The organism is Segetibacter sp. (assembly GCF_025963695.1).
GTDB lineage: Bacteria > Bacteroidota > Bacteroidia > Chitinophagales > Chitinophagaceae > Segetibacter.
In genome coordinates this window covers 1-23,862 of the sequence record NZ_JAOQAH010000020.1, presented here as the reverse complement: position 1 = coordinate 23,862, position 23,862 = coordinate 1, and the positions used below count along the sequence as shown (strand labels likewise).

The 23,862-nt window shown below is 40.6% G+C and carries 19 protein-coding genes; 9 read left to right on the top strand and 10 right to left on the bottom strand.

What is annotated here, in order from left to right; genetic code table 11:
* The 6 genes from JWR87_RS02280 to argH all read left to right on the top strand — a co-directional run.
* Positions 1 to 1,176: aminotransferase class III-fold pyridoxal phosphate-dependent enzyme (locus JWR87_RS02280; RefSeq protein WP_297815041.1), on the top strand; the 1,176-nt coding region annotated here is incomplete at its 5' end.
* Between the two features lie 138 nt (positions 1,177 to 1,314).
* On the top strand, positions 1,315 to 2,295 hold the full coding sequence (locus JWR87_RS02275) for an N-acetylornithine carbamoyltransferase (protein WP_297815039.1): 981 nt from the start codon (positions 1,315 to 1,317) through the stop codon (positions 2,293 to 2,295).
* Positions 2,296 to 2,428: 133 nt separating this feature from the next.
* Positions 2,429 to 3,220: an acetylglutamate kinase gene (argB, locus tag JWR87_RS02270; RefSeq protein ID WP_297815035.1), complete on the top strand. Its 792-nt coding sequence runs from the start codon at positions 2,429 to 2,431 to the stop codon at positions 3,218 to 3,220.
* Entirely contained in the window at positions 3,220 to 4,311 is a 1,092-nt protein-coding gene (locus JWR87_RS02265) for a M20 family metallo-hydrolase (RefSeq protein WP_297815032.1), read from the top strand. Before argB ends, JWR87_RS02265 begins: the two co-directional genes overlap by 1 nt.
* Positions 4,308 to 4,772 (top strand): hypothetical protein, encoded by a 465-nt coding sequence (locus JWR87_RS02260; RefSeq protein ID WP_297815029.1) that lies wholly within the window; start codon positions 4,308 to 4,310, stop codon positions 4,770 to 4,772. Before JWR87_RS02265 ends, JWR87_RS02260 begins: the two co-directional genes overlap by 4 nt.
* Positions 4,773 to 4,798: 26 nt before the next feature.
* Positions 4,799 to 6,130 carry an argininosuccinate lyase gene (gene argH, locus JWR87_RS02255; RefSeq protein WP_297815026.1) on the top strand — a complete coding sequence of 444 codons (1,332 nt, stop codon included), beginning with the start codon at positions 4,799 to 4,801 and terminating at the stop codon, positions 6,128 to 6,130.
* On the opposite strand, the gene JWR87_RS02250 is transcribed toward argH, so the two are convergent.
* On the bottom strand, positions 6,127 to 7,899 hold the full coding sequence (locus JWR87_RS02250; protein ID WP_297815023.1) for a histidine kinase N-terminal 7TM domain-containing protein: 1,773 nt from the start codon (positions 7,897 to 7,899) through the stop codon (positions 6,127 to 6,129). The genes argH and JWR87_RS02250 overlap by 4 nt on opposite strands.
* A gap of 233 nt (positions 7,900 to 8,132) precedes the next feature.
* Between JWR87_RS02250 and JWR87_RS02245 the strand changes: the two genes are divergently transcribed.
* Positions 8,133 to 9,350 (top strand): exonuclease SbcCD subunit D C-terminal domain-containing protein, encoded by a 1,218-nt coding sequence (locus JWR87_RS02245; RefSeq protein WP_297815020.1) that lies wholly within the window; start codon positions 8,133 to 8,135, stop codon positions 9,348 to 9,350.
* A gap of 345 nt (positions 9,351 to 9,695) precedes the next feature.
* Here the strand turns inward: JWR87_RS02245 and JWR87_RS02240 are convergent, their stop codons facing one another.
* From JWR87_RS02240 to JWR87_RS02230, 3 genes are all read right to left on the bottom strand, one after another.
* The gene (locus tag JWR87_RS02240; protein ID WP_297815018.1) at positions 9,696 to 12,668 is read right to left on the bottom strand and encodes an FAD-binding and (Fe-S)-binding domain-containing protein; all 2,973 of its coding nucleotides are present in this window, start codon (positions 12,666 to 12,668) and stop codon (positions 9,696 to 9,698) included.
* A 226-nt stretch (positions 12,669 to 12,894) separates the two neighbouring features.
* Positions 12,895 to 13,998 (bottom strand): TIR domain-containing protein, encoded by a 1,104-nt coding sequence (locus JWR87_RS02235; protein ID WP_297815015.1) that lies wholly within the window; start codon positions 13,996 to 13,998, stop codon positions 12,895 to 12,897.
* 358 nt (positions 13,999 to 14,356) lie between these two features.
* Complete coding sequence (locus tag JWR87_RS02230; protein ID WP_297815013.1) at positions 14,357 to 14,779, bottom strand: small multi-drug export protein; 423 nt, start codon at positions 14,777 to 14,779, stop codon at positions 14,357 to 14,359.
* Positions 14,780 to 15,135: 356 nt separating this feature from the next.
* Between JWR87_RS02230 and JWR87_RS02225 the strand changes: the two genes are divergently transcribed.
* Positions 15,136 to 17,643 (top strand): glycoside hydrolase N-terminal domain-containing protein, encoded by a 2,508-nt coding sequence (locus tag JWR87_RS02225; protein WP_297815009.1) that lies wholly within the window; start codon positions 15,136 to 15,138, stop codon positions 17,641 to 17,643.
* A 189-nt stretch (positions 17,644 to 17,832) separates the two neighbouring features.
* Positions 17,833 to 18,591, top strand: coding sequence for a DUF3891 family protein (locus JWR87_RS02220; RefSeq protein WP_297815006.1), 759 nt, complete (start codon positions 17,833 to 17,835; stop codon positions 18,589 to 18,591).
* A gap of 525 nt (positions 18,592 to 19,116) precedes the next feature.
* Here the strand turns inward: JWR87_RS02220 and JWR87_RS02215 are convergent.
* The 6 genes from JWR87_RS02215 to JWR87_RS02190 are packed head-to-tail and all read right to left on the bottom strand — an operon-like array spanning position 19,117 to position 23,354.
* Positions 19,117 to 20,010 (bottom strand): DUF5777 family beta-barrel protein, encoded by an 894-nt coding sequence (locus tag JWR87_RS02215; RefSeq protein WP_297815003.1) that lies wholly within the window; start codon positions 20,008 to 20,010, stop codon positions 19,117 to 19,119.
* A 4-nt stretch (positions 20,011 to 20,014) separates the two neighbouring features.
* A complete protein-coding gene (locus JWR87_RS02210) occupies positions 20,015 to 20,554 on the bottom strand; it encodes a YceI family protein (protein WP_297815000.1) in 540 nt (179 codons plus the stop codon).
* Positions 20,555 to 20,582: 28 nt separating this feature from the next.
* Positions 20,583 to 20,969: a cytochrome c gene (locus tag JWR87_RS02205; RefSeq protein ID WP_297814997.1), complete on the bottom strand. Its 387-nt coding sequence runs from the start codon at positions 20,967 to 20,969 to the stop codon at positions 20,583 to 20,585.
* Positions 20,970 to 20,994: 25 nt separating this feature from the next.
* Positions 20,995 to 21,411: a hypothetical protein gene (locus tag JWR87_RS02200; protein WP_297814994.1), complete on the bottom strand. Its 417-nt coding sequence runs from the start codon at positions 21,409 to 21,411 to the stop codon at positions 20,995 to 20,997.
* 27 nt (positions 21,412 to 21,438) lie between these two features.
* Positions 21,439 to 22,770, bottom strand: coding sequence for an outer membrane beta-barrel protein (locus JWR87_RS02195; RefSeq protein WP_297814991.1), 1,332 nt, complete (start codon positions 22,768 to 22,770; stop codon positions 21,439 to 21,441).
* Between the two features lie 8 nt (positions 22,771 to 22,778).
* Positions 22,779 to 23,354 carry an RNA polymerase sigma factor gene (locus JWR87_RS02190; protein ID WP_297814988.1) on the bottom strand — a complete coding sequence of 192 codons (576 nt, stop codon included), beginning with the start codon at positions 23,352 to 23,354 and terminating at the stop codon, positions 22,779 to 22,781.
* Positions 23,355 to 23,862: the final 508 nt, after the last annotated feature.

The window sequence follows — 23,862 nt, the reverse complement described above, 5'->3', positions numbered from 1 at the left end:
ATGAAACTCTTCGACGTCTACCCCCTTAACAACATTACCATTACTAAAGCTAAAGGCTCTTATGTGTGGGATGACCAGGGCACAAAATATTTGGACATGTACGGCGGCCATGCAGTTATTAGTATTGGCCATACACACCCACACTGGGTTCTTCGCATTGAAGAGCAATTGAATAAAATTGCTTTCTATTCAAACTCTATAAAAATTCCCATTCAGCAACAACTGGCAGAAAAGCTGGGTAAGCTGAGTGGCAAAGAAGACTACCAGTTGTTCTTAATAAGTAGCGGTGCTGAAGCAAATGAGAATGCATTAAAACTTGCGTCTTTTTATAATGGAAAAAAGAAAGTTGTGGCCTTCAGTAAGTCTTTCCATGGCCGAACTTCGATGGCTGTTGCAGTTACCGATAATCCAGCAATTGTTGCCCCGATAAACGAAACGGACAATGTTATTTTTCTTCCTTATAACGATGAAAAGGCTTTGGAAGATTGTTTCGCCCAGAGAGGCCATGAGATATCTTCCGTTATAATTGAGGCTATCCAGGGTGTGGGTGGAATTATACCGGCTACGGAAAGTTTCCTTCAAAAAATCCGTTCCTTGTGTGATAAATATAATGCTGTTTATATTGCTGATAGCGTGCAGGATGGTTATGGAAGAAGCGGACAATTCTTTGCACACGATTATGCAGCAGTAAGCGCAGATATCTATACAATGGCTAAGGGAATGGGCAACGGTTTTCCGATTGGCGGAATTTTAATTGCGCCTCACATTGCCCCCAAACACGGTATGCTTGGAACTACATTTGGCGGCAACCAGCTTGCCTGCGCTGCTGCACTTGCAGTGCTCGAAGTAATGGAAGAAGAGAACTTAATCGAAAATGCACAAAAGGTTGGTAATTACTTAATAGGTCGTTTAGCGGCAATAACTGAAATTAAAAACGTACGTGGACGTGGCTTAATGATTGGCTTCGATGTGCCTGAAGCACTAAAAGACCTGAAGAAAAACCTGCTTTACAATCAGCACGTTTTTACCGGGGAGGCGAAGCCGAACGTTATAAGACTGCTGCCTTCTCTTGCCTTAACTAAAGACCAGGCCAACGAATTTCTGGAAGCGTTTGAAGCGGAGATTGCTGCCTTAACCGGGGCAAAAAAAGCAAGTGAACAAGCTGTAACGGCATAAATGTAAAAAGGTGTTATTGCCATTGTAATGTTCGACTCGTACTATTTGATAAAGGTGCAAAAAGATTTAAAAGTACAAGAGTGCGACGCAAGAATGTTGCATTAGAAAACTAAAGTTGACTACCTAAATAAAAAAAAGTTGAAAAATTTCATTTCCGTTTCTGATGTCACTGATATAGACGCGCTGGTTAAAAAAGCGTTGGAGTATAAAGCAGATCCGTTTAAGGATAAGGTGCTTGGTGCAAATAAAAGAATTGGCCTCTTGTTTCTAAATCCAAGTTTGCGAACAAGATTAAGTACGCAGGTAGCGGCGCAACAACTTGGAATGGAGGCGATCGTTTTTAATGTTGACAAAGAAGGCTGGGCACTGGAGTTTGAGGAAGGCGCCATTATGAACGGCACCACTGTTGAACACGTAAAAGATGCGGCTCCCGTTCTTGGCAAGTACTTCGACATGCTGTGCATTCGTACTTTTCCTTCGCTTAAAAACCGCGAAGAAGATTATAGCGAAATGTACATCAACCAGTTTATTAAGTACGCAGGTGTGCCTGTTATTAGCCTCGAAAGTGCAACGCTTCATCCGCTGCAGAGCTTGACGGATATTATCACAATTAAAGAATATTTACTTAACTCCCCTTTAGGGGCTGGGCGTAAACCAAAGATTGTTCTTACATGGGCTCCGCATATTAAACCGCTTCCGCAGTGTGTTTCCAACTCTTTTGCCGAGTGGGTAAATGCCTGGGGTGAAGCTGACTTTGTCATCACCCATCCGGAAGGTTACGAGCTGGCAGAGAAGTTTACAAAAGGTGCCACCATTACTCATAACCAGGATGAAGCGCTGCAAGGTGCCGATTTTATTTACGTAAAAAATTGGAGCGCCTATAATGATTACGGAAAGATGCTTAGCAACGATACATCGTGGATGTTGACCAACGATAAGTTGCAACAAACGAACAACGCTAAAGTAATGCACTGCCTGCCCGTAAGAAGAAATGTAGAATTGAGCGACGAAATATTAGACGGTCCAAATAGCCTGGTGACGCGTGAAGCCTCTAACAGGGTGTGGGCAGCACAGGCGGTAATTAGTACCCTGCTAACCGCACTAAAGGGAGGGATTTAAAGCTGCGGGATTAAACAAAACAAGTGACTAGTTTAAGGGATGTTTTTAGAGCCGACTTAATTACTACTATTACACTTTTGTTGCGTCGCACCCTTGTACATTTGAATATTCTGAGACAAATCGAAAACAGACAATGCAAAAACTTTTTGTAATTAAGATTGGTGGAAACGTGATAGACAGCGAAGCTGCGTTACAATCTTTTTTAACGGATTTTGCTGCAATTGAAGGAAACAAGATTTTGATACATGGAGGCGGAAAGATTGCCACAAAATTGGGCGAACAACTTGGCATCGAATCAAAATATATAAACGGACGAAGAATAACCGACGATGCAACTATTGACCTCGTCACCATGGTATATGGTGGATTGGTAAATAAAAAAATTGTTGCCCAATTACAATCGAAGCATTGCAATGCAATTGGTTTAACCGGTGCTGATGGAAACATTATTCCTGCTACCAAACGACCGGTTAAAGAAGTAGACTTTGGGTGGGTGGGAGATGTTGAGGGTTCAGCGTTGAGGGTTGAAAGTGTAAGGTTATTACTTGATGGTGGGTTGGTTCCTGTTTTTGCACCGCTTACTCATGATGGATGTGGTCATATCTTAAATACAAATGCAGACACCGTGGCTTCATCTTTAGCAGTTGCTTTGTCACGTTTCTATGATGTGAGGTTAATTTATTGTTTCGAGAAAAAAGGCATCCTGGAAAATGTAGATGACGATAATTCAGTTATCAATATCATTAATAAAAAAATTCATCAGCAGCTGTTGAGCGAACAGAAACTGTTTGCCGGCATCCTTCCTAAAATTGACAATGCTTTTGCAGCCATTGATGCCGGGGTGAAAGAAGTTTTGGTAGGCGATGCACGGGATCTTATTCAGAACACAACAGAAAAAACCATTGGAACACTTTTTATAAATTAATGGCAACAGACCTATTATATAAACAGGCAGTACACCTTTTGCAACAACTAATTTCAACTGCATCTTATTCAAAATATGAAGATGGAACTGCTACAATAATAGAAGATTTTCTTGCTGAAAATGGCGTTTGCAACCATAGACTTTTAAATAATGTGTGGGCAGTAAATAAACATTTTGATACAGCAAAACCAAGTATCCTCTTAAACTCACATCACGATACAGTAAAGCCCAGTCCTCATTATACAAACGATCCTTTTACGCCTATCATAAAGGATGGTAAACTGTTTGGTCTCGGAAGTAACGACGCGGGTGGTTGCCTTGTAAGTCTTATTGCTACATTTCTTCATTTTTATAATAAAGAAGATTTAAAATACAATCTAATTCTTGCTGCCACTGCTGAAGAAGAAATCAGTGGTTATGGAGGAATAGAATTATTGCTTGGAAACGACAAATTTGAAGAAACCCTACAGGGAAAGGAGCCAGCTTGTGCAATTGTTGGTGAGCCGACAAAGATGGAATTGGCAATTGCTGAAAAAGGGTTAATGGTGCTCGACTGTGTTGCGCAAGGCAAGGCTGGTCATGCTGCAAGGGAAGAAGGAGACAACGCTATTTATAAAGCTGTAAAAGATATTGAATGGTTTAGTACTTATCAATATCCAAAAGTGAGCGAATGGCTTGGACCGGTTAAGATGTCTGTAACAGTAATCAACACAGAAAACAAGGCTCACAATATGGTTCCTTCGACCTGTAATTTTGTAGTTGATATCCGGATTACAGAGTTATACACGCATGAAGAAGTTTTTGAGGTCGTCCGGCAACATGTATTATCGCAGGTAATGCCAAGAAGCATGCGACTGCGATCTACTGGAATTAACGTTGAACATCCTTTGGTGCAGGCAGGTATTAGTCTTGGTAAAACCTGTTATGGCTCACCAACCAGTAGCGACAAATCGCTGATGCCGTTTCCTGCTTTAAAATGTGGTCCTGGCGATAGTGCCAGAAGTCATACATCTGATGAATTTATATTTTTAAACGAAATAAAAGAAGGAATTGAAACCTATATTTCCGTGCTAAATAAGGTTATACTTTGATAAAACAGTTTCTGATAAAGAAGGTTAGTACGGAAGCAGATCGCCCGCCTTATTCGCATAAAGTGGAAGAATATTTTGAAGCGTTTGTTCACAACTACATTTTACAACCTTCTAATATCATACTTAATGGGAAGTGGAAAATTTTGCTTTCAATAATGATCTTCAGAAAAGATGACAACAGCCCTGCTGGCGTCAATATATACGAACCGTCTATAGTCGAAGAGGAAATGATTAAATATTATCCTGTTGCAATTAATATAGAAGATATTTATGCAAATGATAACCCTTTAGAAAACATTGTAAGCTTGTATTTTCAAATCATCAGCCTGTTTTTTCTATCCAACTATCAAAGTATTACAAACGAGTACATGCTTGATTTAAAGGAGAAATTAGACTGGGAATATTTATTATCACTTCCTTATCCAGCTCCATACCCGGAGCAGAAATATGTAGGAGATTAATACATCTTGTATCAATAATTATTATTATGAAGTTGTGGCAAAAAAATACAAACACCTCTAAAGCAGTAGAAACATTTACTGTTGGAAATGATCGGGAAATGGATTTGTTTCTTGCACCATTTGATGTGCAGGGATCATTGGCCCACGTAAAAATGTTGGAGAGTGTTGGCCTGCTAACAACAGCAGATTGGACTGTTTTATCGGCAGAATTAAAAAAGATCTACAAAGAAATTGAAGCAGGAAATTTTAGCCTGCAGAATGATGTTGAAGATATTCATTCACAAGTAGAATTATTACTGACAGAACGATTAGGCGACGTTGGCAAAAAAATTCATAGCGGCCGTAGCCGAAATGACCAGGTGTTGGTTGATTTAAAATTGTTTTTCAGGAGTGCCATTGAACAACTAGTACAAAATATTGAACATCTCTTTCAATTGCTTCAAGAAAAAAGCGAAGTATTTAAAGCAAACCTGCTGCCCGGGTATACCCATCTTCAACTGGCAATGCCTTCTTCTTTCGGACTTTGGCTAGGCGCTTATGCGGAGAGCCTTGTTGATGATGTCATCACGCTACAGTCAGCTTATAAAGTGGTAAATAAAAATCCGCTGGGGTCTGCTGCAGGCTACGGTTCTTCGTTTCCCTTAAACCGTACCCTCACTACTCAGTTACTTGGCTTTGAAGACCTGAACTATAATGTGGTGTACGCTCAAATGAGTCGCGGCAAAAGCGAGCGTATAGTTGCACAGGCTGTAAATAACGTAGCATCCACGCTTAACAAACTGGCGATGGATTGTTGCCTCTACATGAACCAAAACTTTGGCTTTATATCCTTTCCCGATGAGCTTACAACCGGCTCGTCCATAATGCCGCATAAAAAAAATCCGGACGTATTTGAACTGATCAGGGCAAAGTGTAATCAATTGCAGGCTTTACCCAATGACGTTGCTTTGCTTACGACCAATCTTCCTTCAGGTTACCATAGAGACTTCCAGTTATTGAAAGAATATTTGTTTCCTGCTTTTGTTACCATCAATAGTTGCCTCGATATGATGCACCTGATGATCAGCAACATGAAAGTAAAAGAGCACCTTCTCAACAATGAGCAATACAAATACCTGTTCAGCGTAGAAGAAGTAAATAAACTTGTTCTACAAGGGACGCCTTTTAGAGATGCTTATAAAAAAGTTGGGCTTGACATCGAAGCAGGCAAATTTGAACACTCTACAAACCTTAACCACACACATGAAGGAAGCATCGGAAACTTATGTACTGAACAAATTGCCGGGGCAATGAAGAATGCAATTGATGCTTTCCAGTTTGAAAAATATCACAAAGCAATTGAAGATTTGACAGCTTAATTAGCGGGTTCGACAGCAGCCGTGGTGAGTATTTTAGTGTGATCGGCCGGCACAGTAAAGTAAAATTTACTGCCTGCATTCAATTCGGTTGTTACCCAAATTTTGCCATTGTTTTTTTCTACAAAGTCTTTGCATAATTGTAGTCCTAAACCCGTGCCCTGTTCATTGTTGGTGCCGCGGATAGTAAACGTTTCGAACATGAAAAGTTTTTCCACTATCTCTGAGTTCATTCCGCTACCGGTATCTTTAATGCAAATGGTAACTTTGTCAGCATCTACGGTTGCAGTAACAATAATGTAGTCTTCCTTACTACAGTATTTAATGGCATTCCCGATCAAATTTCTAATTACTAGCTGTATCATTTCAGCATCTACAAATACCCCTGTCTCGTCTTCTATTGTACTGCTTAAGTATATTCCCTTTTCGTTTGCTTTTTGTTGATAGTAAGCTATCTCATGCTTTACAATCTTTCTTATGTCCAGGTTTACTGGATTAATCACCTCTCCCTTTAGCCGGCTTTTAGACCAGTGCAAAAGATTATCAAGAAGGCTTGAAGTGTAGTTTAGGTTTTTAGAAAGTTCAGGCAAATAAGTTTTAAACTCTGTCTCAGAAATTACCTGTTCGTCTATTAGCCTAATCATATCCGTAATATTAACCAGCGGGCTTCTGACGTCATGTGCGATAATTGAAAAAAGACGGTCTTTTTGTTCATTAAGAGCTGTAAGTGAAATTGCATCTTTCTTGCGCCGGGTAATGTTGTTGAAGATTAAAATACAGCCGCTATAATCAGATGTTCGGTCTGTAAGAATATTGATGTCGACTTCATAATAATTCTTACTGCCGTTTTTCTCTACTTCAATCTCGATCGTATTTTTTCTTCTTTCCCTGACACCCTGTTCAAGTTGATGTGCATTAGGTAGCAGGCTGAAAAGATCAGCACCAATTATTGTTTTTGAAAGGTGGGATAATACACCTCCCATCTGGCTATTCTTATCAATTACTTTATCGTATGCGTCTAAAACCAACACTCCATCCTGCATTGACTCAAAAATTTTTTCCCTTGCTGCAGGAATAATATCAAGGAGTTTGTACCGGAGAAGACCAAAAGAAATGATGATGGAGGTTGCAATAAATGCAAAGGGCGTTAAATCAATATTTTGTTCAGCCCTTACGCCCAGCTTATAAAGAATATTAAAAACCCACGGTATGACCAGCGCATAAAGAATCGTCTTTTTCTGCTTTATATAAATTCTATCTGCAGTTTTAAAAGCAGTCGCCAGCAAATAAATAGACCAGGTAAGTGCTGCATAAAAATAACCTGTAAATACATAATACCAGAAAGACGGCTCGATCCTGAGTAAAGGAAAAGCACCGCCAGTGTTAACAGTTAAAGATTTATAGTAATAGTGGTGGTAATCATTTGTAAAAACAAGAACCAGCGTGCTAACAGGTATAAGAGCAATCCATGCATGAAAAGGCCTGATGACAAGTTTTTGCTTAAATATAAAAACATGAATAAATAGTAACAAAGCCAGCGGAAGCATAGTAATGCCAACATATTCCAGTTGCAACCAAAACTTGATGGCTGTAAGGTTCGAAGAAAACAATTCTCCCGCGTAGGTCAGTGCCCACCACCCTGCTAAGCCAATAACGAAAGCGAACGATCTTTCCGCCGATTTCAAACGGTTGTAAATAATTACGGACAATATTATGGTAGCAAGTCCGCTGACCGATAATATAAGTGCATAAGGATTTAGTGATAGTTGCATGTAGCTGACGACAGTGTATCTTAATTGATAACGAAATTTTGTAATAGAAATTATGTCAAACCGCTGCGCCCGAAAGCTATAGACTATAACGTGCCATTTTCAGCTATAGTCCAATCTTTTACTTTTGTGGCTAAACAATCAAATTTTACCAAGTATCAGTATCGATAATATAAACTTTGACTGGGTTTGAATACTAACTTTGAATCTCACCGCATTTACTAGCGGAAACCTACATGAAAGTATTACACACAGCAGACTGGCACTTAGGCAAGCGGCTTGAACAGTGCGAAAGGACCGAAGAACACCAGCAGTTTTTAGACTGGCTGATCGATAAGCTTTCTGAACAATGCGTTGATGTTTTAATTATTGCCGGAGATATTTTTGATACAGGCACACCATCTAATGCCGCTTTAAAACAATACTACGACTTCCTTTGGAAGGTGAAAAACACCTGTTGTAAAGAAGTGATTGTCATTGGCGGCAACCACGACTCTGTCACTACTTTGAACGCTCCAAGAGATTTGCTCAAGTATTTTAATGTGCACGTGGTTGGTGGCGTTCCAGACAACTTTACTGATCAGATTATTCCTATAGCAAATACAAAAGGTGAGCTACAATTGGTTGTTTGTGCGGTGCCTTTTTTAAGAGATAGAGATGTACGTTTATCAATCTCGGGAGAAAGTTCCGCAGATATGGAAGCAAGGTTAAAAAAGGGAATTTGCGATCACTATAACTTGCTAAAAGAACATGTGGCCCCCTATAAAGCTGAAGGCATCCCCGTAATTGCTACGGGCCATTTGTTTGCTGCCGGAGGCGCCCATTCAGACAGTGAAAAAGACATTCATGTTGGTAATCTTGGGCAGGTCTGCGGAGACCAGTTTCCTGAAGAGTTTGACTATGTAGCACTAGGCCATTTGCACCGCCCGCAGGTGGTAAATAAGATGAACCACATCAGGTACTCAGGTTCGCCGATACCGCTTAGTTTTTCTGAAAATGAAGATAGCAAACTGGTGGTGATATTAACTTTTGCAGATGGGAAATTGAGTGAACTGGAAGAATTTGAAATTCCTTGCTGCCGTAAGTTGATTAGAATAAAAGGCAACCTTGAAACAGTAAAGAACAAACTTATTTTGTTGGAAGACGACAAATTATGTTATCCCGCGTGGGTTGAAGTGCAGGTTGAGACGGAAAGCTATATTCACGAGCTCGATGACCAATTGAATAAGCTGGTACAAAAGAAACACTTTATAGAGCGGTTATTTATAAGTCAGCGTCGACTAAAGGCGGTGCTTAATTTGGATGAACAAGTATCTGAAGCTATGACTTTGACAGATCTTGATCCTAAAACGGTTTTTCGAAAAAAAGTTGAGTCTGCTTATCCAGAAGGAAATACAGACGATCTGTTACAAACTTTTGACGAGGTAATGGAACTAATGAGACAAAAGGAGTAAAGAAGTTCGCCACTAGCTATAGAGGCCTCCGGCATTTTTCTGTAATTTTTTTTGCTCAAGCTTTTGTCCACCAATTAAGCATTGTTGTGTCACTCACTTGTACTTTTTATCTTGTATGCTGCCAGAAGGTGTGGTGTAGTGACCAACAACGGCGGTAGCATAACACGTAAAAGGTTGATAAAAGACGATCGGTTGCAGTGTGCGACGCAACAGAAGATGAAGTCGTTTATAATGATCGCTACAACAAAATCGCATCTATTGTACAACCTGTTTTCAACTCATCGGCCTTGCCCTTCCGTAGTTATTACTTTTTGCTGACATCTTCTTGTTAATGAAAAATGTTTCTTATTTCAATGCTTCGTACAAAATCTCAACCGGATGTTTGGCAATTCTTTGAGTGCCGTCTTTAATCTGGTGGCGGCAACTGGTACCCGTTGCAGCTATAACGGCTTGTGGTTGACTTCTGACTGCGGGAAATAAAACAAGCTCTCCTATCTTCATGCTCACATCATAATGCTCTTCTTCGTAGCCGAAAGAACCAGCCATGCCGCAACACCCTGAAGGGATCTCGTTCACCTCGTAATTCTGGGGCAATGAAAGACACTTCATAGTATACTGGGTAGAGGATAAAACTTTTTGATGACAGTGACCGTGCAGCAGCATTTGCTTTGCTTCAGTTGTAAAAGCCTCCTTCGTTATGTTTCCCCGCAGCATTTCCCGCGCAAACCACTCATCAAAAAGGAAGGTATTTTTGGCAATACGTTTGGCGTCCTCTTTTTGTGCTTCTGAAACAAGATCTAAGTATTCATCACGAAGGGTTAGTATAGCAGAGGGCTCAATACCTATAATAGGAATGTTATCATTTATTATATCCTTTAGTAAGTTTACGTTAGTAATAGCAATTTTTTTTGCTTCCCGTACCAACCCTTTAGACAGATACGTTCTACCACTTTCAACATGTTTGGGTATGATTACTTCGTAACCCAATTCTTCCAGCAACAAAATGAGCTTTTGCCCTATCTCTACATCGTTGTAATTGGTAAACTCGTCGCAGAAAAAGTAAACCTTTGATGACGGCTGAATGTTGACAAGTGAGGAAGGCGTTTTAGCTGTCATCTTCTTGCTGTCATCCGTCATCTTATTACGTCTTCTTTCCCACCACTTCAACAGAGTTGTTTTAGCTAAAAGAGGCATTGTTCTATCAGGATGAAAACCGACACTTTTATTGGCAACACGCCTGAGCGCAGGGGTACCAAATACGGAGTTATAAGCCCAGGGAGCAATAGCGGCCAACTTCATTTGCTTCGAAAAATTTGCAACAAGTTTAGAGCGGAAAGGCACACCCTTTCGGTCGTAGTACTGTTGCAGAAACTCGGCCTTCATTTTAGTAATGTCAACACTCGACGGACATTCAGACTTACAACCTTTACAGGAGATACAGAGATCCAATACATCGAGTACTTCGGCATATAATGCTCCTGATTTTTGCGTTTCAATGTTGGTGTAAAAATGCCTGAGCATGTTGGCTCTTGCCCTTGTTGTATCCCTTTCGCTGCGCGTGGCCATATAACTGGGACACATCACCCCACCTGTTACCTGTGTCTTACGGCAGTCGCCCGAACCACTACACTTCTCGGCGAGGTGTAGAATACTTTCCTGGCTGCTAAAAGAGAAGGTGGTTTCAATGTGCTTCCGCGGCTTGTCTTGTTCGTAACGCAGAAAGTCATTCATTTTTGGCGTGTCAACAATTTTGCCTTTATTAAATATCCCTTTCGGATCAAATAATTGTTTAACCTGGTGAAATAGTGCAAAGTTTTTTTCACCCATAATAAATGAAATAAATTCACCACGTAAGCGACCATCACCATGTTCTCCGCTTAATGAGCCGTTATACTTTTTTACTATTGCTGCAGTTTGGTGCAAGATTGTTCGAAAGAGATGTTTGCCGGCAGTTGTTTTTAAATTCAACATCGGTTCAACATGTAGCTCTCCTGCACCTGCATGGGCATACATAGAATATTTGACCTGGTACTTTTGAAGCAATGCTTCCACTTCAGCAATATAATTTGGCAGATCTTCTACATCTACAGCACAGTCTTCAATTAAATTAACCGGCTGAGCTTCTCCTGGCTCGTTACGCAACAAACCCAAACCAGCTTTTCTTAAATCCCATGCCCTCAACGAATCATTGCCTAGCAAAAGTGGCCAGGCATAGCCCAAACCTTCTTGCTGCAGTTGGTGTATTAATGCATTTGCTTTAGCCAGCAAACCTGCTTGTGTTGTATCAAAAAACTCCACCATTAATATGGCCCTGGGTTCACCTTGTACAAAGAACCGGTTCTTAGACTGGTCGATGTTTGTTTTGGTGAAAGCTAATATAATATCATCTACTAACTCCGATGCCCGGCAGTGGTGTTTTAACGCAACGAGGTTTGCCCTTAAAGCTTCATTAATTGTATTGGTATGCACAGCTACTACTCCTTTTTCCGTTGGAGGAAGATCAAGCAGTCTAAGCTTTGCTTCTGTTATAAAACAAAGTGTACCTTCTGATCCGGCTATTAGCTGGCAGATATTAATAACGTTGGCAGAAGTAAACATGTGTAGGATAGCATCTAAAGCATAACCGGTATTGCGCCGTTTAACAGATGCTTTGGGGAAGCCTTCGCGAATGGCTTTCTGATTATTATCCTCCTGCATCATTTTTTGCAACGATCTATAAATTTCTCCTTCCAGCGATCGTAGCTTGCATTTGTCTTGATATTCTTCGTAAGTCAGGTCTTTAAAAACAAGCTCCGAACCATCCGATAGCAATGCATTTACTTCCAGAAGATTTGCTCTTGTATCTCCCCAGATGATAGAGTGCAGACCACTTGAATTATTGCCGATCATTCCCCCAATCATTGCCCGGTTAGAGGTAGATGTTTCGGGACCAAACATTAGCCCTGTTGGCCTAAGCACGGCATTTAAATCGTCGCGTATTACTCCGGGCTGAACACGAACCCATTTCTCCTGTTCGTTAACTTCTAAAACAGAAGTAAAGTATTTTGAGATGTCTACTACAATCCCGTTTCCTACTACCTGTCCTGCCAGTGATGTTCCTGCTGCTCTTGGAACAAGGGTTACGTGGTTGTCATTTGCAAACCGTATCAGCGCTTTTAAATCTTCAACAGTTTTCGGTAACGAAACTGCAATCGGTTTCTCCTGGTAAACGGAGGCATCTGTAGAATACACCAGCCGCATTGCATTATCGCGTTGACTTTCTTCAAAGTATAACTCACCCTCAATTTTCTTTGCAAGTTCTCCAAATGGTATAGCCATTTTTTAGCAGTTTGTATATAGGTGCAAGTTATTCTTATAAATGAAATACCTGAACGGCTTCGTGATATTCAGAAACGGAAAGAAAATGAAGCTAGAAAATGTGATTACAGAATAGAGAAAATTGTAGAAGAAATGAAAGGTTAGTAAAATGGCCGTAGTAAAATTTTGACGAAAGAGAAGAAATGGAAGGTCCATAAAGGCGCCTGACTTATAATTACCGTAAATCTTATTTCAATTTTCCAAATAACTGAACTTCTGTAACGTAGCCCCATCTATAATCGGTACCCCCAGCCATGCTGAGTATTTTTATCTTTAAGTACTTAGCCGTTACAGAGGGGAATTTAAATTCCTGGTAGGGAGTTTTAAAGAGCTTAACATTTTGCGGTTGAAATTTACCTATCGATTGAAATGTTCCCAACGGCTTATCGTTACCTGCCAATAGTTCAAATTCCTTTACATTCGAATCTGTGGTACCAGCGATCAGGAAAGTGAAAGTATCAAAAGTTGCAGATCCCTCGTTTTTAAAACCATACACCGCCTCCTCTCCTACGCGTATTGAAACTTCGTTCTCCTTGTTATCAATTGAATACTTCCAGTTATCGGTAGAAGCTACCAACAGTTCTCCCCCGTTCCCGGCATCAAGAAGGTTGACCCTGCCAGTTTTTACCGCCACCCCCGGTTCTATATTTTTTGGAGATTCGTCTTCATCTTTGTCCTTTACCGTTGTTTGATTAGTTGCTTCAGCCGGGGGTTCAGTTTTGCTGGTTTCTGCAACCAGATCCGTCGTATCAGTTGTGCCTTTGTTTTTAAATAGAGCAAAGACTACTAACAATGCAATAATGATAAAAACAATTGGCAAAGCTTTCCCCAGCTTTATAGGTGATTTTTTAACTTGCTCTGCAGACGTTGCAGCAACCTGTGAAGCCGGAGGTTGAAAATTGGAAGGTTCCGAAGCATTCATAGCTTTAAGCAGATGATCGAACGAAGCATCGTAGTCTCCGGTAAAATCAATGTATTGCAGCCTTGCAAGGCGAAAAGGAATAGGGCACGTTTCTACCATTAGCGGGTAAATTCTTTTGCCCTTACTAATGGCATAAGAAACCTCGTCCATAACGTTGGGCGACTTTACAAAGGCACCTGAGAGTATAACCAATACTCCTTCAGCCTCATTTAAAGCCTTTTGTATACACTCATCCCACGGTACGCCTGGTGCAATATCCAGTTGATCGAGCCATACATCTTCACCTGCTTTTTTAAGATCGATTGCCAGCCTCTTAACAAATTCAGAATCCTTTCTTGAATAGCTAATAAAGAACTTGCCGGATTGCATAAAAGGTATTTTAAAGTTGCCTAACTTTCAGAGTGCTGATATCTAAAAATACAGCTATTTATTTTACAAATTCCCTTAACGGGCTTTATAAAATCTCTTGCTTTAACCCCTCAATTTGTTAAGGCTGCTTTTTCGAATCTAATACGCCAACAACTTATAGCGCTTCACCTATTTTTCTTTGGCCTGTTAAAAATATAGCCTGTTTTTTTGTGTTCAGCTTTTTATCGTCTTGCAGGCGAAACCAACAAAAAGAGATCTTAATAGTATGGAATAATAACAATGCTGTTGCTATTTCTGTTCCTGCTGACAAAAGAATTTACGAGAGAAGTTTTGAAATTAAAAATTAGCAGCACAGGCCTTACAACAATTTCAAGCCATAATACCCAATTATTGTAAAAACCGCACACCGCGTAATTACGCCTATACAGCACCAGGTTACTAACTTTTGCAGAGGAGCTTTAAAGCCGATCCCGACCGCCAGGCTTATAGGGGCACCTACGGTCATAGTTCCTAAAAAACCTAAGCCAATAATGCCATATTTATTCCAGATCCGGTAAATAAGACCAGTTTGAGGTTTGGCTTCTGTTGGCTTTTTATTACTATTGAAAAATCGCCGGATACGGTCTCCTAAAAACGCAGCTACAAATACCCCGGCAAGGCCTCCTACCACACTTGAGGCTAGTATCAACCATGGCGGGAGACCAAATGCGAACCCGGCAGGGATTGCAGCATAAATTTCGAAACTGGCCAAACCTACTACGGTTAATATCTTCAAAAACATTCTTTCAATTTAAAAAGTAACGGTGGCGAAGCTAAGGCGAATTAATACACCCCATTGTTAAACTCGTCCAGCTGCTTTTACCGTCTGCTTTTACCCGAAGTTTTTGCAAGTCTTTTCTCTATCTCACCATTATTGCTTCATCGCACAAGTAGCAATTATTGCTTTCAATACAGGCACCATACTTTTTTTGTTGCGCATTTCTATTGCACTTGCTCCCCGCTAAAGCCTCCATAGCTCAATGTTCTGGTATAGTCTTTTATACTACTTTTATTATATGTTTTTTAATTTCACTTTGTGGTGCAAGTTGTATAACAACTTGGTCAAAAGGCTCAACTGGTTATTCTTCAAGTGGTGTTATGGCAATAAATTTCTTTCCAACAAATAAAAAACCAGCCTGCTTCCTTGTAGCTGCGTTATTATTACCACTACCATTCGTGGGTTATAAAGAAATAGTTTTAGAGAAGCCGCAAGCAAAAGACCTGGCAAGAAAACATTCTATTGTTTGTAATAAACCGGCTCCCGATTTTTTTGCCGGAGCTCTTTTAGGGAACGGTGGACTTGGGGTTGTGGTAACTACCCGGCCTGATGCAATTGTACTTTATTTTGGTCATAACAATGTTTGGGATGCAAGGATTGCGGAGAGTCACCGGGAGGAATTGAAGGACTTTGATTACGTTTTCGACAAACTGAAGAAAGTACCCCCAAACATCGCTAAACTTACTCAAAACAAATGGTACAAGGAGTATCATAAGACGGCATCTGACAACTATAATAAACCATACCCCAGACCCTTCCCCTGCGGATCGGTCTTACTGGGTTTCGACCGGAGAAAAGTAGAGTTAATCGGCCACGAACTCGACATCTCAAATGGAGTATGTACAGTAAAATTACTAGCAGATAAAAAGAAGGTATTTCTAAAGTTGATAACGGATATGAATAAAGACCGGCTACTGATGCAGTTGGTAGATGCTGGTGGCAGACCGGAGCGGAACATTTTTGAAAGAATAAAAGTATTACCGGACCCCTCTACACCTGCCGCGTTTCCCCGCTATAAAGCACTCAAATCCCTGGCCGGTGGTGCACTTGGGTTCAAGCAAATCTTACCCGTCCAAACGTTAAAAGATGAAGAGGTGGTTGCAAGGGGCCATGACAAAGCGTTTTCTTTAATTGCAAGAGTAAACTCGGGCTTGAAGAAAATAAAACAATTAAATGTAAATGGAGGCTTAGACGAAATGAGTGATCTGGAAGCTGCCATTTCCCGGACTGGCACTTTCTCAGCGATGGTTTCTTTAACGGAAGGTGTAGATACCCTGGTACCCCAAAATACTATTGACAAAATAGAACCCTCGTACAACTTATTTACCCAAACATTGCAACAGAACCACCGGGTTTGGTCAAGGTACTGGAGCAAGTCTTCTGTGGAGCTTGCCGATAATTTTCTTGAGCAGGTTTGGTATCGAAATCTTTACTTCTTTAACTGCGCAGTCAAAGAGGGCATTAGATCTCCTGGCTTGTTCGCCAACTGGAGCTATAACACAATAGGAAGTGAATGGCATGGCGATTATCATTTTAATTATAACATTCAACAACCTTTTTGGCTCACCTTTTCCAGTAATCATCTCGAGAAAAACCTTCCTTATGTAGACCTCGTAGAATTCCTGATGCCTTTAAGCCGACGGTGGGCAAAAGAATACTATCATCTCCCGGGTGCTTCTTTTCCCCATACGGCTTATCCTGTTCAAATGTCTATGAATCCTTTTCCGATACCTGATTGGGGTTGGCAAATAAGCGAGACACCGTGGGCAGTACAGGGTCTTTGGTGGCACTATACCTATTCGGGAGATACCGCATTTTTAAGCACCCGGGCTTATGAACCTATAAAAGCAGCAACTGAGTTTCTGGTTGCTTACATAAAAAGACCCGACGCACGTGGTGGTGGCAGGTGGAAGGATGACAGATACCATATTTTTCCAACCGTTCCACCCGAACTGCACGGTCTTACCCCTGGCTTTAATTACAATTACGATGGCTCGCTCGACCTCGCCCTTACGAAATTTTTGTTTAATGCTTTTCAAAAAGCTACCACTGTATTAGGAACAATTAACCAGGAAAGTCAATTATTAGCTGATATAGCTGATATTCTTGCAAACTATCCTGCATATCCTACGGCTAAGTCTGATCACTACGGAGAAGTGTTTGTTTCAGCCCCGGACGAACACGACGATATTGTATATAATATTCCCTTGTCGCTTTCCCCTGTTTTTCCCGGCGAAGATGCGGGGCTGGCAAGCGATAAGAACCTTTTACAGAAGTTAAAAAATACCTATCGCAACCATCAAAACGAGGGTGGAAATGAATTGGTCTTCCTAAATATGCAGGCTGCAAGACTAGGTATATTAGATCTTGAACAGTTTAAGCGACAGATAAACTATTGCTTACTTCCAAACGGCACCGCTACCAACCTTGTTTTGCAAACCAGGGGCAGGTACACCGACCAGTCCAACTTTACCTTTATGGCCGATGCAGGCATTTGGTTTGAAAATTTCGCTCTGCCAGCAGTCATTAACGAGTGCCTGATGCAGGGATATAATGGAACTATCAGGCTTTTTCCAAACTGGCCAAAAGAAAAAGATGCAACATTTAATAACCTGAGGGCAGCCGGTGCTTTTCTTGTCAGCGCAAGTCAGAAGGGTGAAAAAGTTACGGAAGTAAAGATTATCAGTGAAAAAGGCAACGAACTAAAAATGCTAAATCCGTGGGGTACGGATGGGTATGTTGTAACTGCAGCCGGTAAACAAGAAATTGGCAAAGCGGAGCTGGTTATAAAAACAACGCCGGGCCAGGTGATACTACTTCGTCCATAACTAATTATTTTTTGGGTACGGGCATTTGTTTTCCATAGAATCATTCTTGCGTCGCATTTCGTTCGTCATTAGTTCCAGTTGCATCTCAGCCTTTCCATAAGCTGTAAAATGGTGATGGCATAATATTGAGTGAATACTTAGTGTTAACTGCCATAAATTTTTTTAAACAAGTATTCAAGCTGGGGTAATATGATTGTAAACTATAAAGAAACAGGGTGGGAAGTAATTACACAACGGGCTCACGGAATAGTGGCAGCGCAGGTAGCCATGCATTGGAAGGAAAAAGAGCGGCCGGCGAGGTGGTTAGAGACCCTGCTTGCTATAGCCGAGCATGACGACGCAGAAGTTGAACTGGATGGAGAAAACCTGGTTACAGAAACAGGAGGCCCCCTAAATTTTTCAATGAAGCTTTTCGATCTGGCGCATTGCGAGAAGTTGGCCAGGTTTACCATTACGAAAAGCCGTTACATTGCCCTGTTGGCTTCAATGCATATGGATTTTTTGCACCGGGATGAGGAAAAGGAAAACAGCGAGGCACACAAGTTCCTCGAACAGCAACGGCTGCTGCAGGCTGAGTGGAGAAGTCAATTGGGCATCGACCAAAAGGAGGCTGAAAGAATTTACTACCTGCTGGAATGGTGCGATGCATTTTCCCTTTTGTTATGCCGGCAACAAGTGCAGCCCGAAAAAAGAGGCATTGAAATAAGTACCGGACCTGATGGTACAGTTTACCAATTATTTGAAATAGAAAAGGGCGTATTAACAGTTGAGCCTTGGCCGTTTGAAACAGACTCATTTTCCGTTTCTTTTGACTCTAGAGAAATACGGCAGTTGAAATTCGAAAGCTCAGCTGAGTTTAGGAATGCATTTGTACAGGCACCTGTAAAAGAAAATGTTTGGAGGCTTACCAAAAAGCAAGGCCGGGTAACAAAACCTGCAAAAGTGTAAGTGGCGGAACGCGGCGTTGGTGGCTCCATTTTAGCCGAAACGCTGAAAACGACGTAAAAAACCTTAGTGGGCGAACCACGAAACAATGCGCAATGAACTTTAATTTCATCAGAGTTATAGCTCAAGCTGCCGGGGTTGGTCTTTGCAACAAGACTTCCACCCGCTTGTTTCCGAAACGGCTCCGCATGTTTCGGAATGCCTTCGCCTTCGCCTGGTACCCAACCCGCTGATGTTCCTTATGCAAAGACTGGTGTCGATAGGTTGATATCTTAAATTCATATTTATAAATAAGGCTTTTCAGCGGCTTGTTCCGAAATGATGCCATAAGCAATGCGGATGAAAGGATTGCGACGCAACGATGCTGCCTGAAGTAAAAAAGTTGGTATCAAAAGCAAATGAGAATCAATTCTAAAAAGGTTTGTTTGCAGTAGATGTTTAGCATCTATAAAAAGCTAGTCCCATAAAAAATTTACCAGGCCCGGGAACAGGCCTGGTACACTTCACAGTTGCCAGAAGAACCGTTTATTAGTTTTTCCGTTTGAAATTAAAAACGCGTGAAATGTTGAAACCAAAAAAGATATTACCGTCCTTCCACTGACCGGTGGTTTTTGCCAAATAGTAGGGGCTAATCATTCCTCTTGAATTTGTAAATACCAATTGAAATACGTGGCCCCCGGTTTCAATATCCAGCCCCAGAGAAAGAGAATTATATACGTCAGCCGAGACTACCTGGTTACCGGGAAGGATATTATACTCCGCATCGATGCTCATTCGATTCGTAATTTTCATTCGACCGCCAACACCTAATGCAAATACATCATTTTTATCTTTTGCTGCTGCCACCATATTAAAATGAATGAGAGCTGGAGAAACCTGCAACGAAAGTTTCCTGCTAAACTTTCTTGCAATTAATAGCTGGGAGGTGTAGGCAGTTCTGAAGCGCGAGGTTAAAAAAGGCTTTTCTGATTTTCGGGGGAAACTAGTATAAGAAAGCAACTCGTAAAAGCTTACTGATACCGGAATTTTTCCTACAGTTTGCCGAAGCAGTTTTAGTTTGAAGTTTGCATCAAACGTTTTGTCTAAGGAGCTGCGACCTACCCCAACGGAAAGAACGTCTGAGATGCCATAATCTAAGCCGAAACGAATTTCGGCATTGTCTAAACCAAACAGTTCATAGCCGCCATCACTTAGCTCGCCAAACCGGTGCATAATTAAGAACTGCAATGTTTTTTTTGCAGGCGCCTCTACTGTAGGCGTATTGATGAGTTGGGTGGCCTGGAAAGTGCCGGTTGTTATATTAGCCTTAGCATCACTACTTAAAGAGTCATTTAGCATAGTAAGCAGCGAACTGTCCTGGGCAAATGATGAGGTAGCAAAAAGGAATAGACTTATTACAGTGGTTAAAAAATTTTTACGCATAATTTTATTTTGGATAACATTCTACTAATACACGAACATCAATCTGTTTGGCTATTTTTTCACTCACCAAACCAGGAATCTTAATATTAAAATCGCCGGGAGTTAATTTAAATTCAGAAGCACCGATTAATTTATTGTCTTTTACTTCTATCGTTCCCGGCACATCAATCGCTTTGGTCACTCCATGAAGCGTTAGTTGCCCTTTTATTTGTACAGGGTACTTTCCATCTTTACTCACATCTATGTCCCCTGTATAATTGCCTAAAAATGTTGCTTTAGGAAATTTGTCACTCTCTACGTAATTCTCGTTAAAGTGCTCTTGCATTAATTGCTTTGGAAATAGAAAACCTTTGACAAGGCAGGTGAAGGCAAGGTTCTTTTTCGCCGCGTCAATAACTGCATACACCTGGCGGTTTTCTGCTTTAATATCTTCTAAAGGGGTTTTAGAGAAAAAGCCTGCACACCCGTTTCGGGTAATGAATGTTTGTGAGTACAGATTGCAAGTGACGATGAATAATACGAATACAAATAGTAGTGTTTTCATTTGTAGCAATTGAAGGAGTTGTCAAATACTAATTATTTTGATAGCCTCTGTTGACCCAATCTCTTATTTTATTAATGTCACAGTCTGATAGCCTGGCCTTTTGATAGGGCATGGCCGGGTACCCGGTTGCATGTGTTATAACATTTAATAGCAGTCCGGTTGATGCACGCTGTTGTAACTTATTGTATGTATCGAGGCTTATGCCACCTTCGGCATTACCATTACCATGGCAGCTATAGCAGTTAGCCTGAATGATGGATTGAATATTAGCAGCATACTTCATATTAACAGTATCGCAGGTGGTGGTTGTACCCCCTCCCGCTGTGCTATTTCTACTTTCGATTTCTTCATTTGTTTTTGAGCAGCCCGTAATAAAAAGGCCGATCACACATACCCAAACACAAATCTTCTTCATACTTTAATTTTTACTTTTTACATTTTTATTTTTCGATTACAGCATCAACCAGGTTAACGTCCATCAAAAAACCAATACACTTTCCTTTCACTTTTATCGTAGCTCCTTTTGTTGGTATCGCTTCTCTATCTTCCTTACTTTTTCTTACGCTACAGTTTACTCCTCCCATTTCATCTCCTGCCAATAAAAGTGTTATTGTACTATCCGTTCCCTCTGCATTGTCTACTGTGCCTGTTACCTGTATTATCTTTCCGAGGAATTGTTGTCCGGCTTTTTTTTCGTCTTTCTGAAAAGCTGCATAGAGGTTTTTAGCAGTTAGCGTAAAATCAGGTTTTATGTTGTTTAAACTAGTACGCGGCTTTTGATACATATAAAAAGCTGTAGCAGCAATGACGGCAATGCATACTATTATCCCTGAAAAAAAAAGTCTCCTTTTTTTCATACTTAAATTTTTATAGTAAATAGATGACTACTTAAAAGACCGGCTCAGACTTAAAAATATACCTGTACTAGAGATAGGTAACTTTCCAATACCAATTCCTCTTAAAGGCAGCTTCACGTATGGAGCAATGCTAATATTTGTACGCTTGCTCAATGACTTTTGATAACCTATACTTAGGTTCATAATTGCAAACCAATCTTTAGTTGAATGAGAATATCCGTAATTCTTTATATAGGGCATATTGTATCGCTCATACGTAATGTCATAATCTTCCTGGAACATCAGATAAGAAGACAAGCCGCCGGCAATAAACCATGTGCGTTTTTGGCTAGCACTAAAGTCATAACGGATATTAATAGGTATTTCTATCATATTACAATAGCCCGCAGCAGTCTTGACAGTACTATGAGATGGCAGCTTTAAGAAACCGGTATCTAAATATTCGCCCGCCGTATAATAGTTTTTCCTCGCCCATAAGGCACCCGCTTCTACCGAAATGCTTTCAGCAAACTGATACCTCAACGTAAAGCCAAGATTATAACCAACGCTACTTGTCTTTTGATACTTTATCGTACTAATATCACCACCCGCCACTATTGAATATGAGAAAGTTTTTTTAAAAGTATTCAGCTTTTTACTTCCCTTAGTTGCTGCGGGCGTTGGACCCGCTTGGGCAGTTTTAGCCGTATCTTTTTCAACTGTATTGCCCAGCAACGAGGTATCCACTACTGTAGAAGACTCTTTTACATTAGCGGTTGCTTTGGCACCATCTGCGCGAGCAACTACGTCTTTTTCATTTCCGTTTACGGTGTTAGCAGCAAGCTGGGTGGAGCGTTTATTAAAAGACGCACTCTTATACCTTTTTTTCCTGCTATTTGCCAAAGCATTGTCACTAATTGCAGTCCTGGCTGCTAACGCTCCTATTGGCTTTATTTCCGCCAGTTTATTCACGTTACTGCTGGTTGTCGAATTTCTTTTGGTACTAGCTACCTTCCCTGGTATTAGCACGGTGTTTTTAATTCCTGTTACCGATTGTTCTTTTCTATCATTTGCCTTAGGTTTTACAGTTGCTACTCCAGGAGTTGAAGTAGTTGTTCCGGAGTGAGGTAATGCGGGAGTACTAAGACCTTTATTCGCCTCAACCAGAGCAACGTTTTTATCGTTACCAACATATCTGCCGCATACAAAACCGATGGGTAATAAAAAGAGCAACCACAGGTATCTATACTCTTTTTTCCTGGTTTCGCCTTTAGACGAAACTCCTTCCTTATGATGCAATTGCTGCATCACTTTGTCCCAGTCGGAGCCGTCGGTATTTAATGGATACTCTTCAGCAGCCCGCCTAAACAACTCTTGCATATCGTCATTTAAAGGCTGCATATATCTGCTTCTTGTACATCTTTATCTAAAAATTTTTTTAATTGCATTCTTGCTTTTGCCAAATTCGATTTCGACGTTCCTACTGAAATGCCCAATTTTTCTGCTATCTCCTGGTGCGAATAACCATCAATTATATACAGGTTAAAGGCAACTCTATAAGATGGAGGCAAATTTTTTACTTTGGCAATAAGCTCCTTGTATAATAGATTTTGGTCCGCTGCCTGGCTCTTGTCTTGTATCTCCCAAACATGGTCCGGTAAACCTCCTATTTCGGGCAGCATATTACTCCTTCTTAATTCATCTATAGCTGTATTAATCATTATCCGCTTCATCCATCCCATCCATATTTTTTCGAGGTTTTCTCTTTCGGCACATTCAAATGTTTTAAACGATCTGAATACTTTTACAAACGCATCATTTACTACGTCTGTCGCCTTCTCGTACCGGTAGATGTATCTAAACACAACTTTTAAGGCATAGCCATAGTATCGCTCATAAAGCTTCTTCTGACTTTTATGGTCGTTGATCAGGCATCCCTCCATTATAGAATACAAATCCTCCAAATCGTTTAGCTGTTTCTGGTTTCTTATTAACTGAATACGTGACTTTAATTGTTTGGTTGGTTGGCGTGAAAAAATAACTAAAAAATTATAAGAAGTAAGAATTAATCAGGAGGAAAGGATCGGCACACTAAGGCAGAAACAAGAAATCGGTAAAAGAGTATCGGGTTTGGTTATAAAAGTGCGCCTTTGCTAAAATTTTAGATTTTCTATTTAAAAAACCATTATTCACGAAGCTCTTGTTTGTCATTATGCTAGTATATTTAGCCGCATTCAGTAGAGCGTAATCAAATTTTTCATTTCATTATTCTTCAATTCTACGTAAATGCAATAAACCAATTATGAATAAAATTGTATCAGGAAAGTATCGTTATGTAGTTCTCATCCTTATTGCTATCGGAGTTTTTTCAGTAGCATTTAAACAGGCAGGTCAAAAATCTTCGAACAATGTTCCGCCCACTGTTGACACAGAACAAAACCGTTTCACAAGAGTAGTGCTGGCCCAAAAGCT